This is a genomic window from Stenotrophomonas sp. PAMC25021 (assembly GCF_004795795.1).
In the GTDB taxonomy this organism is placed as follows: Bacteria; Pseudomonadota; Gammaproteobacteria; order Xanthomonadales; family Xanthomonadaceae; genus Stenotrophomonas; species Stenotrophomonas muris.
This window is the reverse complement of sequence record NZ_CP039255.1, coordinates 3,120,715-3,136,019: the sequence shown is the minus strand read 5'-3', so window position 1 is coordinate 3,136,019 and position 15,305 is coordinate 3,120,715. Positions and strand designations below refer to the sequence as shown.

The 15,305-nt window shown below is 66.9% G+C and carries 12 protein-coding genes; 7 read left to right on the top strand and 5 right to left on the bottom strand.

Annotated elements, in window-relative coordinates; translation table 11 throughout:
- Positions 1-173: 173 nt before the first annotated feature.
- The 3 genes from E5790_RS14575 (at position 174) to ybaL (ending at position 3,264) form a co-directional block, all read left to right on the top strand.
- Positions 174-482, top strand: a complete 309-nt coding sequence (locus E5790_RS14575) for a hypothetical protein (RefSeq protein WP_005418535.1) — start codon at positions 174-176, stop codon at positions 480-482.
- Between the two features lie 9 nt (positions 483-491).
- On the top strand, positions 492-1,373 hold the full coding sequence (locus E5790_RS14570) for an XVIPCD domain-containing protein (RefSeq protein WP_111206118.1): 882 nt from the start codon (positions 492-494) through the stop codon (positions 1,371-1,373).
- Positions 1,374-1,566: 193 nt separating this feature from the next.
- A complete protein-coding gene (gene ybaL, locus E5790_RS14565) occupies positions 1,567-3,264 on the top strand; it encodes a YbaL family putative K(+) efflux transporter (RefSeq protein ID WP_041863753.1) in 1,698 nt (565 codons plus the stop codon).
- Between the two features lie 423 nt (positions 3,265-3,687).
- Here the strand turns inward: ybaL and E5790_RS14560 are convergent, their stop codons facing one another.
- On the bottom strand, positions 3,688-4,974 hold the full coding sequence (locus E5790_RS14560; RefSeq protein WP_049440347.1) for an aminotransferase class V-fold PLP-dependent enzyme: 1,287 nt from the start codon (positions 4,972-4,974) through the stop codon (positions 3,688-3,690).
- A 179-nt stretch (positions 4,975-5,153) separates the two neighbouring features.
- On the opposite strand from E5790_RS14560, the gene E5790_RS14555 reads away from it, so the two are divergent.
- The 3 genes from E5790_RS14555 (at position 5,154) to E5790_RS14545 (ending at position 8,118) form a co-directional block, all read left to right on the top strand.
- On the top strand, positions 5,154-5,891 hold the full coding sequence (locus E5790_RS14555; protein WP_014648178.1) for a response regulator transcription factor: 738 nt from the start codon (positions 5,154-5,156) through the stop codon (positions 5,889-5,891).
- A complete protein-coding gene (locus E5790_RS14550; protein WP_049440348.1) occupies positions 5,888-7,177 on the top strand; it encodes an ATP-binding protein in 1,290 nt (429 codons plus the stop codon). Before E5790_RS14555 ends, E5790_RS14550 begins: the two co-directional genes overlap by 4 nt.
- 140 nt (positions 7,178-7,317) lie before the next feature.
- Complete coding sequence (locus tag E5790_RS14545) at positions 7,318-8,118, top strand: MipA/OmpV family protein (protein ID WP_014648180.1); 801 nt, start codon at positions 7,318-7,320, stop codon at positions 8,116-8,118.
- Between the two features lie 39 nt (positions 8,119-8,157).
- Here E5790_RS14545 and E5790_RS14540 read toward each other — a convergent pair whose 3' ends face one another.
- The 3 genes from E5790_RS14540 to E5790_RS14530 form a co-directional block, all read right to left on the bottom strand.
- Positions 8,158-8,703 (bottom strand): hypothetical protein, encoded by a 546-nt coding sequence (locus E5790_RS14540; protein ID WP_227864321.1) that lies wholly within the window; start codon positions 8,701-8,703, stop codon positions 8,158-8,160.
- A 93-nt stretch (positions 8,704-8,796) separates the two neighbouring features.
- On the bottom strand, positions 8,797-11,382 hold the full coding sequence (gene clpB, locus E5790_RS14535; RefSeq protein ID WP_111205396.1) for an ATP-dependent chaperone ClpB: 2,586 nt from the start codon (positions 11,380-11,382) through the stop codon (positions 8,797-8,799).
- Positions 11,383-11,563: 181 nt separating this feature from the next.
- Positions 11,564-12,385, bottom strand: coding sequence for a DUF3014 domain-containing protein (locus E5790_RS14530; RefSeq protein WP_111205397.1), 822 nt, complete (start codon positions 12,383-12,385; stop codon positions 11,564-11,566).
- Positions 12,386-12,556: 171 nt separating this feature from the next.
- Here E5790_RS14530 and E5790_RS14525 point away from each other — a divergent pair, with 171 nt between their 5' ends.
- Positions 12,557-13,267 (top strand): glutathione S-transferase, encoded by a 711-nt coding sequence (locus E5790_RS14525; RefSeq protein WP_053495831.1) that lies wholly within the window; start codon positions 12,557-12,559, stop codon positions 13,265-13,267.
- A gap of 165 nt (positions 13,268-13,432) precedes the next feature.
- On the opposite strand, the gene E5790_RS14520 is transcribed toward E5790_RS14525, so the two are convergent.
- Positions 13,433-15,043 (bottom strand): hypothetical protein, encoded by a 1,611-nt coding sequence (locus E5790_RS14520; RefSeq protein WP_111205398.1) that lies wholly within the window; start codon positions 15,041-15,043, stop codon positions 13,433-13,435.
- Positions 15,044-15,305: the final 262 nt, after the last annotated feature.

Sequence of the window (15,305 nt, the reverse complement as noted above, 5' to 3'; positions counted from 1 at the left end):
GGTTTCCAGGCTGTGCTCTGTTGCACGCGCCTCATAGGTCGTCCCGTGCATAATCAGCGGACCAACGAAGGAGCCGCTCCGTGACGAGAGCCTGCATCACTCGCCGCCATGTGTACGCTGCGCTCGCGTGGGTTGCGCTGGCGGCCCCCCTGTCAGGGTGTTCAGGAGATCACGTGAAACCCAGCTATTCCAAATCGAGCCTTGAGCCGGTCGTCGTCACCCAGCTCTCCGCGTCGAAGCTCCAGGTCCAGTTCAATGAACCGATGGAAAGCATGTATTACGCGGCAGGGATGAGCTATGTCGTGGAAGGGGACACCATGAAAGTCGTTGTTGATCGCTGCCCCATATCCGGCCAATGCACAACCATGCTGCGGCGCGACGTGAAGCCCGGACCTGCTGGCCCGGCCCGTCAGGAAATTCCCTTGATGGCGCCGCGCGTGGTGATGCTGTACGCCGATGGCGAAACACAGATTTTTCCGTAAGGGCATCCCATGAGCGACAAGGTCGTCCTCGGCATCCATAGTCACGTAGACCCCAATACACAGGGGTCGTTCAATCAGTTCGTGGACGGCCACGCCTGGATCTCGGTGACGCGAAACGGCCATACGACGTTCCATGGCCTGTGGCCAGACAACCATCCACTCGTTGAGGACAATGGCCCAGGTTCGGACATCCGCGAAGGCATGGAAGCCCGGGCCACACCTTCGGCCTCACGCTATTACGAATTGACTCCCGAGCAGGTCAAGCGAAGTGACCAGGCCTTGGGCGAAAATGTCACCTGGTCATATGGCAATACCTGCGCATCGTGGGCGACCAGTACCGTGAACAAGGTTACCGGGCAGTCCCTGGATGCAGGCGAACTGCTGTTCACCGATACACCGCGGGAGCTGATCGAGTCCATTCGCAAGGCAGAGCGCGTGCGGCCCACCAGTCCTTCGCAGCCGCAACCGGCAACCGAACGGCCGGAAACCAGCATCCCATCGCTGAGCGATGCCTCGGCATCGCTTCACCAGCAGGCACTCGCCGGCGTCCACGCGCTGGACGCATCGTTGGGTCGCGCATCTGATGAAGCCAGCCAACGCATGGCGGCCAGCCTCACCCAACTTGCCCGGGCACAAGGTCTGGAACGGATCGACCATGTGGTATTGGGCTTGCCGGCTGGTCAGCCCCCAAGGCCGGAGAACGTCTTCGTCATTCAAGGAGCCTTGGATGACCCGGGCCATCTGCGTGCCCACATCAACATTGAAACGGCCCTTCAGCCACCCGTTGCGGAGTCGCTGCGGCAGATTCATCAGTTGGACAAGCAGCTGGCCGCCTCGCCGCAGCAGGCCGAGCCTGCCCTGGAAGAGACCCAGCGCCGGCAGATGGTGTGATCATCGACGGCTACGCCTGGAGCCCCCCATAGGTAGGCACCATTCGGCCCGTCAGGGCCTGCCATCTCTCAACAAGGCTTGATATCTCGCCCGTACAAGCCGCCCACGCAACGATCCGATACGCTGGCCAGGTTTGCCGTATGTGACCGCATCGGTGAAAATCGGGGCATCCCCCGATTGCCTGCGAGTGCCGATGCACCATGACACCGACCTGATCAACATCGTTGCCGTTGGCCTGGGGCTCGCCTTCATCTTCGGCGCGCTGGCCAACAAGCTCCGCTTGTCTCCCCTGGTCGGTTACCTGGTTGCTGGCATCTGCGTAGGCCCGTTCACCCCCGGCTTCGTCGCCGACCAGGCGCTGGCCAACCAGCTGGCCGAACTGGGCGTGATGCTGCTGATGTTCGGCGTCGGCCTGCACTTCTCGCTGAAGGACCTGATGGCGGTCAAGGCGATCGCCATTCCCGGCGCCATCGGCCAGATCGCGGTGGCCACCCTGCTCGGCTGGGGCGTGGCCTCGCTGATGGGCTGGCCCGCCATCCATGGCGTCATCTTCGGTTTCTCGCTGGCCACCGCCAGTACCGTGGTGCTGCTGCGGGCGATGGAGGAACGCCGCCTGCTGGAAACGATGCGTGGCAAGATCGCGGTCGGCTGGCTGATCGTGGAAGACCTGGCCTGTGTGCTGGCGCTGGTGATGATGCCGGTGATGGCCGGTGTGTTCGGTCCTGACGCGGCCAAGGAATCGCACTCGCTCGGCAGCGTGCTTGCCGACATCGGCTGGACCTTCGTGCAGCTGGGCCTGTTCGTGGCGGTGATGCTGGTGGTCGGTCGGCGGGTCATCCCGTGGATCCTCGAGCGCATCGCCGGTACCGGTTCGCGTGAGCTGTTCACCCTGTCGGTGCTGGCGATCGCGCTGGGCGTGGCGTTCGGCTCGGCGATGCTGTTCGGCGTCTCGTTCGCGCTGGGCGCGTTCTTCGCCGGCATGCTGCTCAACGAATCGGAGCTGAGCCACAAGGCCGCGCATGATTCGTTGCCGCTGCGCGATGCGTTCGCGGTGCTGTTCTTTGTGTCGGTCGGCATGCTGTTCGACCCCAACATCCTCGTCCAGCATCCGTGGCAGGTGCTGGCCACCGTCGCCATCATCATGTTCGGCAAGTCGGCGGCGGCATTCTTCATCGTGCGTGCGTTCGGCCACCCGACCAGCACCGCGCTGACCATCTCGGCCAGCCTGGCGCAGATCGGCGAGTTCGCCTTCATCATCGCCGGCCTCGGCGTGGCGCTGCAGATCCTGCCGAAGGAAGGCCAGTCGCTGGTGCTGGCCGGCGCGCTGGTGTCGATCATGCTCAACCCGCTGGTGTTCGGCCTGCTGGACCGTTGGCAGGCCAAGCAGGAGCAGTCTCCGCAGGTACCCGAGCCGCCCGAAGCGATCGGCCCGTCGCGCGACCTGCATGACCACGCCATCGTGATCGGTTACGGCCGCGTCGGCAGCGAACTGGCGCAGGTGCTGCGCGACCGTGGCGTGCCGGTGCTGGTGATCGATGACAACAAGGAACACGTCGAGCAGGCACATGCCAAGGGCCTGGCGGCGATCCGCGGCAGTGCCGCCGCCGACCGGGTGCTGGCCGAGGCCCATCCGGAGCGCGCCAAGATCGCGGTGCTGGCGATTCCGCAGCCGCTGGAAGCCGGTGAGGCGCTGGCCAAGCTGCGGGCGATCAATCCGGACCTGACCCTGCTGGCGCGCGCGCACAGCGATGCCGAGGTGAAGCATCTGCTGGAGCACGGCGCCGATGGCACGGTGATGGCCGAGCGCGAGCTGGCGTATTCGCTGGCGGAGATGATCATGTCCACGCCGCCGTACCGGAACCTGGGGCAGCACAGCATTCCGGTGGTGTGAGGGGTGTGCGTGCGGCAGGGCTTGCAGCCCTGCACCTGCCGAAACAACGGCAACGGCAAAAGCGGGCATAGCGTGGGATGGCGGGGTGGGTCCGATTGCGGGAGACGCCGTAAACCCTTCCATGGGGGCTTGGCCGCGGCATCCATGCCGCGGACACTCCCGCAACCGGACCCACCCCGCCTTCGACAGTTCCCCGCTGCTGTTGGTGGATGTCGACCTTGGTCGACACGGCGGCGCGCGGGGTCAGATCCGTTTTCCAAAGGAAAACGGATCTGACCCCGGAAACAAAAAATCCCCGGTCGACCCGCATCGACCGGGGATCTGGATCGCCACGTTGCCACGCCTTGGAGAGGCAGTTCCACCGTAACCCATCGCGGTGCCGGCGGTGATCGCCTGTGGCGATGACGACCAAGCGCGCAGCTATCAGGCGCCGGCCAGGGCCTGTTCCAGGTCCGCGCGCAGGTCGCCAATGTGCTCGATGCCGATCGACAGCCGCACGGTGTCCTCGCTGACACCGGCCTTGGCCAGCTCCGCTGCATCCAGCTGGCGATGCGTGGTCGAAGCCGGATGGGTGGCCAGTGACTTCGCATCCCCCAGGTTGACCAGGCGGGTGAACAGCTTCAGCGCATCGAGGAAGCGGGCGCCGGCCTCGCGCCCACCGGGCAGACCGAAGGTCAGTACGCCCGAGCCGTGTCCACCCAGATAGCGCTGCGCGGCGGCATGCTCGGGGTCGTCGGCCAGTCCGGCGTAGCGCACCCAGGCTACCCTGGCATGCGCCTTCAGGAACTGCGCAACGGCCAGCGCATTGGCATTGATGCGTTCCATGCGCAGGGCCAGGGTCTCGATGCCCTGCAGGATCAGGAACGCGTTGAACGGCGACAACGCAGCGCCCGTATTGCGCAGCGGCACCACCCGCGCGCGGCCGATGTAGGCCGCTGGCCCCAGGGCTTCGGTATAGACCACGCCGTGGTAACTGGGGTCGGGCTGGTTGAGCCGTGCGAAGCGTTGGGGCTGTGCGGTCCAGTCGAAGTGGCCGGAATCGATGATCGCGCCGCCCAGGCTGTTGCCGTGTCCCCCGAGGTATTTGGTCAGCGAATGCACCACGATGTCGGCGCCGTGCTCGAACGGGCGCAGCAGGAACGGCGTGGCCACGGTGTTGTCGACGATCAGCGGCACCCCGGCGGCATGCGCGACCTCGGCGATGGCGGCGATGTCGGTGACATTGCCGCGCGGGTTGCCGATGGATTCGACGAACACCGCCTTGGTGCGTTCGTCGATCAGCGCGGCGAACGCGGCCGGGTCGGCCGGGTCGGCGAAGCGCGCCTGGATGCCGTACTGCGGCAGCGTGTGCGCCAGCAGGTTGAGGCTGCCACCGTAGAGCGCACTGGAGGCGACGATGTTGTCGCCGGCCTCGGCGATGGTCTGGATGGCATAGGTGATCGCGGCCTGCCCCGAGGCCAGCGCCAGCGCGCCGATGCCGCCTTCCAGCGCGGCCAGGCGCTGCTCCAGCACGTCGGTGGTGGGGTTCATGATGCGCGTGTAGATGTTGCCCGGAACCTTCAGGTCGAACAGGTCGGCGCCGTGCTGGGTGTCATCGAAGGCATACGCCACGGTCTGGTAGATCGGCACCGCCACCGCGCGGGTGGTCGGGTCGGGACGGTAACCGCCGTGCACGGCCAGGGTTTCCAGTTGCCACTGCGGGTCGCTCATTGCACCAGGCTCCATCCGGGAAACCGCCACCATAGGCCAGCCAGGGCCGCCTGCTGAAAGCCGCTGGCGATGACGTCCGTACCCGCGGTTATCAGGTTGGCCGCGATTCAGGCAGTCGTCATGGGGCGTTGCTAGGCTGCGCCGCCGGGCGCTCCTGCCTGGGAACGGAGGCCCCACGCATGCAGCCATCCCCCTGGACTCCCCCTGCCAGCAGTTCGCCCACGTCGGTCCTGCTGGTGGAGGACGACCGTCGCCTGGCCGAACTGGTCAGCGACTATCTCCACGAACATGGCTTCGCCGTGCAGCACGTGGCACGCGGCGACCTCGCCAGCGCCGCCTGCCGCCAGCATGCACCGGAACTGGTGGTGCTGGACCTGATGCTGCCCGGCCTGGGGGGCATCGATGTGTGCCGGCAGATCCGCAGCTTCTCCGATGTGCCGATCCTGATGTTGACCGCCTGTGAGGACGACATCGAGCAGGTGCTGGGCCTGGAATCGGGTGCCGATGACTATGTGCACAAGCCGATCGAGCCACGCCTGCTGCTGGCCCGCCTGCGCGCCCTGCTGCGCCGCCGCCACGGCAGCAGCAATACCGGCACGCCCAGCCGGCTGATGCATGGTGAGCTGCTGATCGATCGCATGCAGCGCGAGGTGCACCTGCACGGCCAGCCGGTCGAGCTGGGCACCACGGAATTCGAGATCCTGTGGCTGCTGGCCAGCCAGCCGGGGCAGATCCTGTCGCGCGACCAGATCCTGCAGGCGGTGCGCGGCATCGGCTTCGACGGTCTGGACCGCAGCGTCGACGTCTGCATCGGCAAGCTGCGCCGCAAGCTCGGCGACGATGCGCGCGAACCGCGGCGGATCAAGACCGTGTGGGGGCGCGGCTACCAGTTCAATCCTGCGGCCTGGTCGGAATGAAGCGGCTGTTCCTGTGGCTGTGGTTCATCACCGGCGCCTGCTTCCTGGTGTCGGTGTTCTTTCTCAACCACATCCTGGATGGCATCTACACGCCCGTGCAGGATCGCGTGTTCGTGCAGCAGGTGCGCGGGCAGGTGTACGCCCTGCGCAGTGGCCTGGCCGGCCTGGACGCCGTCCAGCAGCGTGAGCGCCTGCAACAGTGGCAGCCACACTACGGCATCGCCCTGACCCTGCTCGACAAACCTCCCGCGCTCGACGCGCAGGAACAGGAGGCCGTGAAGGCCGATGGCTTCGTCGTGCGCGATCAGTACCAGCAGGTGCTGCTGCCCATCGACGGCATCGGCGGCCGCTGGCTGCACCTGCGCCTGCCCGGCGCGGTGCAGATGACGACGTACATGACCATCGCCGCCTACCTCAGCATCCTGCTGCTGGTGGGCGCCAGCCTGTATGCCTGGGTGCGCCTGCTCTGGCGCGACCTGGAAGCACTGCGCCGGCACGCCGACCGCATCGGTTCCGGCGACCTGCAGGCACGTGCGCAGGTTTCGCCCCGCTCGCAGATCCGGGTCATCGTCGAACACTCCAACCGCATGGCGGCACGCGTGGCCGAACTGGTGCAGCGCCAGCGCGACCTGACCCATGCCATTTCGCACGAACTGCGCACGCCCATCGCGCGCGTGGCCTTCGGCCTGGACCTGATGCAGGACAGCGATGACCGCGAACGCCGCGCACGGCTGGCGCAGGGCCTGCACGGCGACCTGGCCGAGCTCAACCGGCTGGTCAGCGAACTGCTGGCCTACGAACGGCTGGAGCATCCCAGCGAGGGCGAACCGATGCAGCGCATCGAAGCCAACGACTGGCTCCAGGCCTGCCTGGCCGATGCCCGCCGCGATGCCGAACGTGCCGGCATTGTCCTGCGCGTGCAGCCCAGCGCGTTGCCGCGAGTGGATGCCGAGCCACGCCTGTTGCAGCTGGCGCTGAGCAACCTGGTCGGCAATGCGCTGCGCCACGCGCGTTCGCAGGTGGAGGTCTCGCTGGTCGGTATCAGCGGCCGCGCCTGCCTGCGCGTGGACGATGACGGCCCGGGCATCGCCGAAGCCGATCGGGAGAAGGTGATGCGCCCGTTCACCCGCCTGGACGACAGCCGCAGCCGCGATACCGGCGGCTTCGGCCTGGGCCTGGCCATTGTCGGCCGCATTGCAGCCCGCCACGGCGGCGAGCTGCGCATCAGTCGCGCCACGCTGGGCGGCGCACGCCTGGAAATGCACTGGCCGCTGGCTGCCAGCTGAACGCCCAAGGGCGCGATTACAGTTGATTACAACTCCCGCACAACTGCGGACGGATCGGTCGCCGGCATATCGCCACGCTGGCAACCCTGCAGCACTCGCCGGATGCGCGCGCTGCTTTCCTCCCATTGCCGAGAGTTTCCATGTCCCAGCTTCGCCGTTCCCCCGCCCTGCTCTGCCTGGCCGTGTTGCCGCTGTTCGCCGCCCCGATCGCCCACGCCAAGGATGACCACTGGACCTTCGAGCTCGCCGCCGGCGGCGGCGTGGCACCGCGCTACAGCGGCAGCGAGGAGTATCGTGCGACGCCGTCGCTGTCCTTTGATGTCACCTCGCCGGGGGGATGGTTTCTGGGCACCAGTGGCATCGGCTGGGGCACCTCCCTCGGCGAGCACACGCGCGTGCGTGCCTATGTCGGCGCCAGCGGCATCCGCAAGGACAAGGACTCGCTGCTGGGCGGTTCGGACTTCCTGCGCGGCATGGGTGATATCGATACCCGTCCCCTGGTCGGCGTCTCGGCTGGTTATACGCTGGGCGAAGCCGTGCTGAGCGGCTCCTGGCAGTTCACCCGCAAGGACGAGGACAAGGCCGAGAACGGCCTGGCCACCCAGCAGATCCATCTGAACCTGAGCATGCCGCTGTTCGACCTGGCCGGTGGCGTGGTCAGCGGCAGTGTTTCCACCGACTACGGCAACCGCGGCTACATGCAGACCTGGTACGGCGTCAGCCCGGAACAGGCCAAACGCACGGGCTTCGCCGAGCACAGGCCGAAGGCCGGCCTGGTCAGTGCCGGTGTCGGCCTGAAGTGGAGCCACCGCGTGGGCCGCAACGGCAACTGGTACATCTCGGCCGAAGGCACGCGCCTGCTCGGCGATGCGGCCAACAGCCCGATCGTGCAGAAGGCAGACCAGTTCGGGCTGATGAGCGGTTACACCCACCGCTTCTGATGCATGAAGGGCGCCGCTGGGCGCCCTTTCCCTCTGCGGTCAGCGGCAGGCCGGTGCGTCGCCGTTGCCGCACAACCCGACCTCGCGCAGCCAGCCGATCCACTGCACGACGTCCTCCTTCTCCGGCTCGGAGCGGAACGACTTCTGCACGGTGTGGAAGCCCTGCCTGCCCTGCACGCCCTTGATCCAGGTGAACTCGGGCTTGCCTGTCCCCGGATTCCGCGGGCAGCTGAGCATCAGCAGGGCGAAGGGCCGTCCCCCTTCTTCACCTTCGCGGATCCAGTGGCTCTGCGCCGCCGGACAGGCGATGCGCCACCCCGCCTCGATGATGCCGAGGAACTCACGCGGACTCACATGGCCACTGTTCGGCGCATCGTTGACGGTGACCATGTCGGTCCAGTCGTGCACGGTCTGGCCCTGTGGCACGTACTCGGTGATGCGGTTGCCTTGAGCGTCGGTGCTCTGGTGGGCCTGCTGGTAGCCCTTCATCGGGGGCAGCTGGACCTGTTCGGCGGCCGCGGCGTGTCCACAAACAGCAGCCAACGCCAGCGTCATGCAGAGTGAAGCCCTGCGGGCAACGTCCATGCGGTTCTCCTCATCCTTGCGAAAGTGAAACAGGACCATCGTGCGCTGCCAAGGCTCGGATGGCGCCCCAGCCATGGCCGGGGCGCCACCGGTTCAAGCCTTGGCGAACACCAGGCGACCACCGTCGTTGCCGACTTCGATGGTATCGCCGTTGACGAAGGCGCCGGACAGGATCTGCTGCGCCAGCGGGTTTTCCAGCTGCGACTGGATCGCACGCTTCAACGGGCGCGCGCCGTACACCGGATCGAAGCCGACGTTGCCGAGCAGGTCGAACGCCGCATCGGAGACCGCCAGCTTCAACCCGCGCTCGGCCAGCCGCTTCTCAAGCCCGCGCATCTGGATGCGCGCGATCTGCTTGATCTGCTGCTTGTCCAGCGGGTGGAACACCACGATGTCGTCCAGGCGGTTGATGAACTCCGGACGGAAGTGCGCCTGCACCACGCCCATCACCGCTGCCTTCATCTGCGTGTAGGCCTCCGGGCTGTCGTCGGCGCTCATGTCCTGGATCTGGTGCGAGCCCAGGTTCGAGGTCATCACGATGACGGTATTGCGGAAGTCCACGGTGCGGCCCTGGCCATCGGTCAGGCGGCCATCGTCCAGCACCTGCAGCAGGATGTTGAACACATCCGGATGCGCCTTCTCCACTTCGTCCAGCAGGATCAGCGAATACGGGCGACGGCGCACCGCCTCGGTCAGGTAGCCGCCTTCCTCGTAGCCCACGTAACCCGGGGGGGCGCCGATCAGGCGGGCGACGCTGTGCTTCTCCATGAATTCGCTCATGTCGATGCGGATCATCGCGTCGGCGCTGTCGAACAGGAATTCGGCCAGCGACTTGCACAGCTCGGTCTTGCCGACGCCGGTCGGGCCGAGGAACAGGAACGAGCCGGCCGGACGGTTCGGATCGGACAGGCCTGCACGCGAACGGCGCACGGCATCGGAGACGACCTTGATCGCTTCCTCCTGGCCGACCACACGGTTGTGCAGCACTTCTTCCATGCGCAGCAGCTTGTCGCGCTCGCCTTCGAGCATCTTGTTGACCGGAATGCCGGTCCAGCGCGACACGACCTCGGCGATCTCCTCGTCGGTGACCCGGTCCTGCACCAGCTTGAAGTCCTTGTGCTCGGCTTCCTGGGCCGCGGCCAGCTGCTTTTCCAGCTGCGGCAACAGGCCGTACTGGATCTCGCTCATCTTGGCGAAATCCTGGCGGCGCTGCGCGGCTTCCAGTTCCAGCTTGGCCTGCTCGACCTGCTCCTTGATCTTGGTGGCGCCCTGCAGCGCAGCCTTCTCCGACTTCCAGATTTCATTGAGGTCGGAGAACTCGCGCTCCAGCCCGTCGATGTCGTTCTCCAGGTCGGCCAGCCGCTGCCGCGAGGCTTCGTCCTTTTCCTTCTTCAGCATCTCGCGCTGGATCTTCAGCTGGATCACCCGGCGTTCCAGGCGATCCAGCTCCTCCGGCTTGGAGTCGATCTCCATGCGCAGGCGCGAGGCCGCCTCGTCCATCAGGTCGATGGCCTTGTCCGGCAGCTGGCGATCGGTGATGTAGCGGTTGGACAGCGTGGCGGCGGCCACGATGGCCGGGTCGGTGATCTCCACCCCGTGGTGCACGGCGTACTTTTCCTTCAGCCCGCGCAGGATCGCGATGGTGTCCTCCACCGACGGCTCACCGACGAACACTTTCTGGAAGCGGCGCTCCAGCGCAGCGTCCTTCTCGATGTACTTGCGGTATTCGTCCAGCGTGGTCGCACCGATGCAGTGCAGCTCGCCGCGTGCCAGCGCCGGCTTCAGCATGTTGCCGGCATCCATCGCGCCGTCGGCCTTGCCCGCGCCGACCATGGTGTGCAGTTCATCGATGAACAGGATGATCTGGCCTTCGTTCTTGGCCAGATCGTTGAGTACACCCTTCAGGCGCTCCTCGAATTCGCCGCGGAACTTGGCCCCGGCGATCAGCGCGCCCATGTCCAGCGACAGCACGCGCTTGCCGCGCAGGCCCTCGGGTACTTCGTCGTTGATGATGCGCTGGGCCAGCCCTTCCACGATCGCAGTCTTGCCCACGCCGGGTTCGCCGATCAGCACCGGGTTGTTCTTGGTCCGGCGCTGCAGCACCTGGATGGTGCGGCGGATTTCCTCGTCACGGCCGATCACCGGGTCGAGCTTGCCGCTCTCGGCCCGCGCGGTCAGGTCGATGGTGTACTTCTCCAGCGCCTGCCGCTGCTCCTCGGCATTCTCCGACTGCACGTTCTCGCCGCCACGCAGCTTGTCGATCGCCGCCTGCAGGCGCGTCTTGTCGACACCGGCGGCGCGCAGCGCCATGCCCAGCGTGCCGCCATCGTCCAGCGCCGCCAGCACGAACCACTCGCTGGCAATGAAGGCGTCCCCGTGCTGCTGCGCCAGCTTGTCGGTCTGGTTCAGCAGGCGCCCCAGATCGTTGCCCATCGAGACGTTGCCGGCTTGGCCGGATACCTTGGGCAGTGCGTCCAGCGCCTCGGTCAGGCGCTCGCGCAGCACCGGCACGTTCACCCCGGCCTGGGCCAGCAGCGGGCGCGTGCTGCCACCCTGCTGGTCCAGCAGCGCGCTGAACAGGTGAACCGGTTCGATGATGCTGTTGTCGCGGCCCACGGCCAACGACTGTGCGTCTGCCAGCGCCTGCTGGAAACGCGAGGTGAGCTTGTCCATCCGCATTGCGAATCCTCATCGGTCATCAGGGCCGGCCTGGGCCGGCAATGCTGGAAAGATGCGGTTGCCCCACCCGGTTTCAAGGGTGGCTGCGACTGCACCCCGGGGCCAGTCAGCCTGCGGCCAGCATGCCGGAGCGCGTGTGGTCGGCGCGTTGATCCCGATCAGTTCCGTACGGTGGACGGGCTCAGCGGGTGATCGCGCTGCGGATCGCCCGCAGCTGCTGCTTGATCGCCCGCGCCTGTGCAGGATCCATGCGTAGCAGGGCCTTCTGCCCGATCGAGCGTGACTGCAGGGCGGGATCGACGAAGCGATAGCGGCCGCGTTCATCGCGCTGCACCAGCGGCGACTGGGCCAGTTCCGGGGTGTCCAGCAGGTGGTCGATCACCATGACCAGGCGGTCGTTGAAATAACCCTCGGGCCGGCCAAGGTCGGCATAGGCCTGCTGGATCAGCGGATAGAAGCGCTTGTAAGCGGTAGCCGTTGCCGCCGGGTCCAGCGCAGTGAACGCCAGTACGTAAGGCGCATAGCGTGCCGCATTGCTGGCGGCGATGCGTTCGCCGCCTTCGCCCGTATCGACCTGCAGATTGCCCGGCAGCGGCCGCGCGGCCAGCGCGGTCGGCGGCACGCTGGGCTTGTCCAGGTTGTCGACCTGGGTGACCAGGCGCTGGATCAGGTGATCACGCAGCAGCAGGGTCAGCGGTCCCTCGCCCTGGAACAGCTGGCTCAGTGCGCCCCAGGCCGCGGCATCGCTGTCAGCCAGTTTCGGCAGCGCCGGGTCGGCGGCGGCCTCAGTATCCAGCGGATGCCTGATCGATGGTGGTGCTGGCGCGGGCTCTGCGGCCGCCTGCGGTTGTGCCGGTGCACTGGTACTGGCAGGGCTTGATTGCACCGGCACCGGGACACCGTCGGCCAGGCTCTTCAGCTGATCGCGGAACAACCAGCCGCCCGCGCCGCCGATCACCACCACACCCAACACCCAGGGCCAGACCGCCTTTCCACTCTGCATGATGCAGCACCTCGTTTCACACGCAATGGAGAAGGTGTGACCCCATCGATTGCAGCCGGTTCCCCGCCTGTTCCGCTGCCGTTCGGGTTGAGACCTGCAGCAAGGCCGCGCTCACGTCTGCTTTGCGCCACCCGCGCGAGGCTAGGAGTCCTGTCCCGTGGAGACTCTGCCATGCAGTACGCGCTGTACTACTGGACCGGCATCCAGGGCCGTGGCGAGTTCGTGCGCCTGGCGCTGGAAGATGCCGGCGCCGACTACATCGACATGGCGCGGGTGCACGGCGATGCGGTGATGCAGCCGTTTCTGGAGGGTCGCAACGAAGGGGCACAGCCCTTTGCGCCGCCGTTCCTGAAGGCCGGCCGCCAGGTCATCGCGCAGGTCGCGGCGATCCTGGATTTCCTCGGCCCGACGCTGGACCTGGTGCCGCAGGCCGCATCGCGGCGGATGCAGGCGCTGCAACTGCAGTTGACCATCGCCGACCTGGTAGCCGAGGTGCACGACACCCACCATCCGATCGCCGCATCGAAGTACTACGAACAGCAGAAGACCGAGGCCAGGGCACGAGCCGCGTCACTGCGCAGCGAGCGCCTGCCCAAGTTCCTCGGCTATTTCGAGCAGGTGATGGCCGCCAACGGTGGCCGCCATGCACTGCGCGAGCACTCCTATGTGGATCTGTCACTGTTCCAGCTGCTGAGCGGGCTGGACTACATGTTTCCGCGCCGCATGCAGGCGCTCGGCCCCACCCTGCCCCGGCTGCGCGCGCTGCAGGAACGAGTGGCGAAACGACCCAACATCGCCGCCTATCTGGCGTCTGAGCGGCGGTTGCCGTTCAACACCAACGGCATCTTCCGCCATTACCCGGAACTGGACGCCGAACGGTAGTGCCGGCCGCTGGCCGGCAGAGCGCGCTGTGATCATTCGCCGCCTGCAACACGCCCCTGTAGAGCCGAGCCATGCTCGGCTCAGAGCAGCCGAGCGCAGGCTCGGCTCTACAAAGCACCAGAAGTGGAAGGAGCGGTAACGCCGGGCCATGCCCGGCGTCACCAGTCAATGATCGGTGCGATCATCCAGCGGTTTCACCGGCTGCTTCTGCAGCGACAGCAGGCCCAGCAGCAGCGCCAATGCCACGTAGGCGCCGGCGAACTGCAAGCTGATGATGCGTGCCAGCCCGTCCAGATCCCACGGCAGGTAGATGCCGCCACGCGGGTCCACCGAATGGATCAGGCCGAACAGGGTCAGCACCGCCGCCACCAGCAGGAAGCCGCAGGCACGGCGCAGGCGGCCATCGACCATCGCGGCTACCGCCGAGATCCACAGCATCGAGGTGATGATGAAGCCGTTGCCGAGGGTGAAAATCACCGCCAGCTCGGGCAGGCCATGGCCGTCGAGCTTGGTCAGCAGCTGCGGCAGCTGGTCCGGTGCGATCCAGCCGGGCGCCTTGATCGCCAGCAGGTAGGCCACCGACGGCAGGAAACCGAACACCATCGCGCCGGTATGGTGGCGCGGCGTGGCCTGGAAGGCCTGGGTGGTGATGTCGATGGCCACGTACACGATGATCGGTGCCAGCACCGCCAGCGGCAGCCACTGCACCAGCCCGGAGATGATGCCGAGCATGCCGCCGATGCCGACGAACAGGCCGGTCAGCAGCGTGTAGCCGCTGCGCGCGCCCATGTGCTTGTAGGCCGGCTGGCCGATGTACGGCGTGGTCTGCGCGACACCGCCACAGACGCCTGCCACCAGCGTAGCCACCGCCTCCACCAGCAGGATGTCGCGGGTGCGGTAGTCATCGCCAGCCGCGCGTGCGCTCTCAGACACATTGATGCCGCCGACCACCATCAGCAGGCCGAACGGCAGCAGCAGCGGCAGGTAGGTCATCGCCGTGGGCAGGCCCTCAAGGAAGCCCAGCGTCGGCAGCGGCAGCACCACCTGCGGCGGCACCCATTCCGGCACATGGAAGCCGGGCGCGCCCAGCCCGGCCAGTCCAAGGCCGTAATACAGCACGGTGCCGAACACGAAGGCCAGCAGCACGCCCGGGCCACGCACCGGCAGCTTGCCCTTGGCGATCAGCACATACAGCAGCAGGCCCAGCGTGGTGAAGCCGACCAGCGGCGAGCGCAGCGTTTCCAGCAGCGGCAGCAGGCCCATCAGCACCAGCGCGATGCCGGCGATGGAACCCAGCAGCGCAGCTCGCGGCAGTGCGCGGGTGACCGCTTCACCGAAGAACGACAGCACGAACTTGAGCACGCCCATGATGACCAGCGCGGCCATGCCCAGCTGCCAGGTGGCGATGCCCGCAGCATGCGGATCCATGCCCTGCTGCTTGAAGGCGAGGAAGGCCGGGCCGAGCACCAGCAGGGCCATGCCGATGCTGGTGGGGGCATCCAGGCCGAGCGGCATGGCGGTGACATCGTCGCGGCCGGTACGTGCCGCCAGCCGGCGCGCCATCAGGGTGTACAGCAGGTTGCCGACCAGCACGCCAAAGGCGGTGCCGGGGAACATGCGGCCGAACACCACGTCGGCGGGGAACTGGAAGATCCCGACCAGGGCCATGGCGATGAAGCCGAGGATGGAGAGGTTGTCGACGACCAGGCCGAAGAAGCCGTTGAAGTCGCCGGCGACGAACCAGCGACGCGGTACGGCGGAAGCGGGAGCGGACATGGAAGGGGCGGTGGGGGTGGGGAGCGCCGATGGTAGGCCCAGCGGGGCCGGCGCGCCAATTCCGTCGTGGAATGATGGGTTCCAGCCAACGGCGGGGCCCCTCGTGGCTGGTCGCGGGTAGAGTCGACTGTTAGTCGACCGGCATTGCGAGTTCGGCCGGTCGGGGGGCTGCGCAGGACACGCCGTAAATCCCCAGACCGGCCCAGCCGCTGGCGGCTGTGCGTTCGGGCCTTGCGAAGCAGTGCTTCGCAAGCAAAGCGCC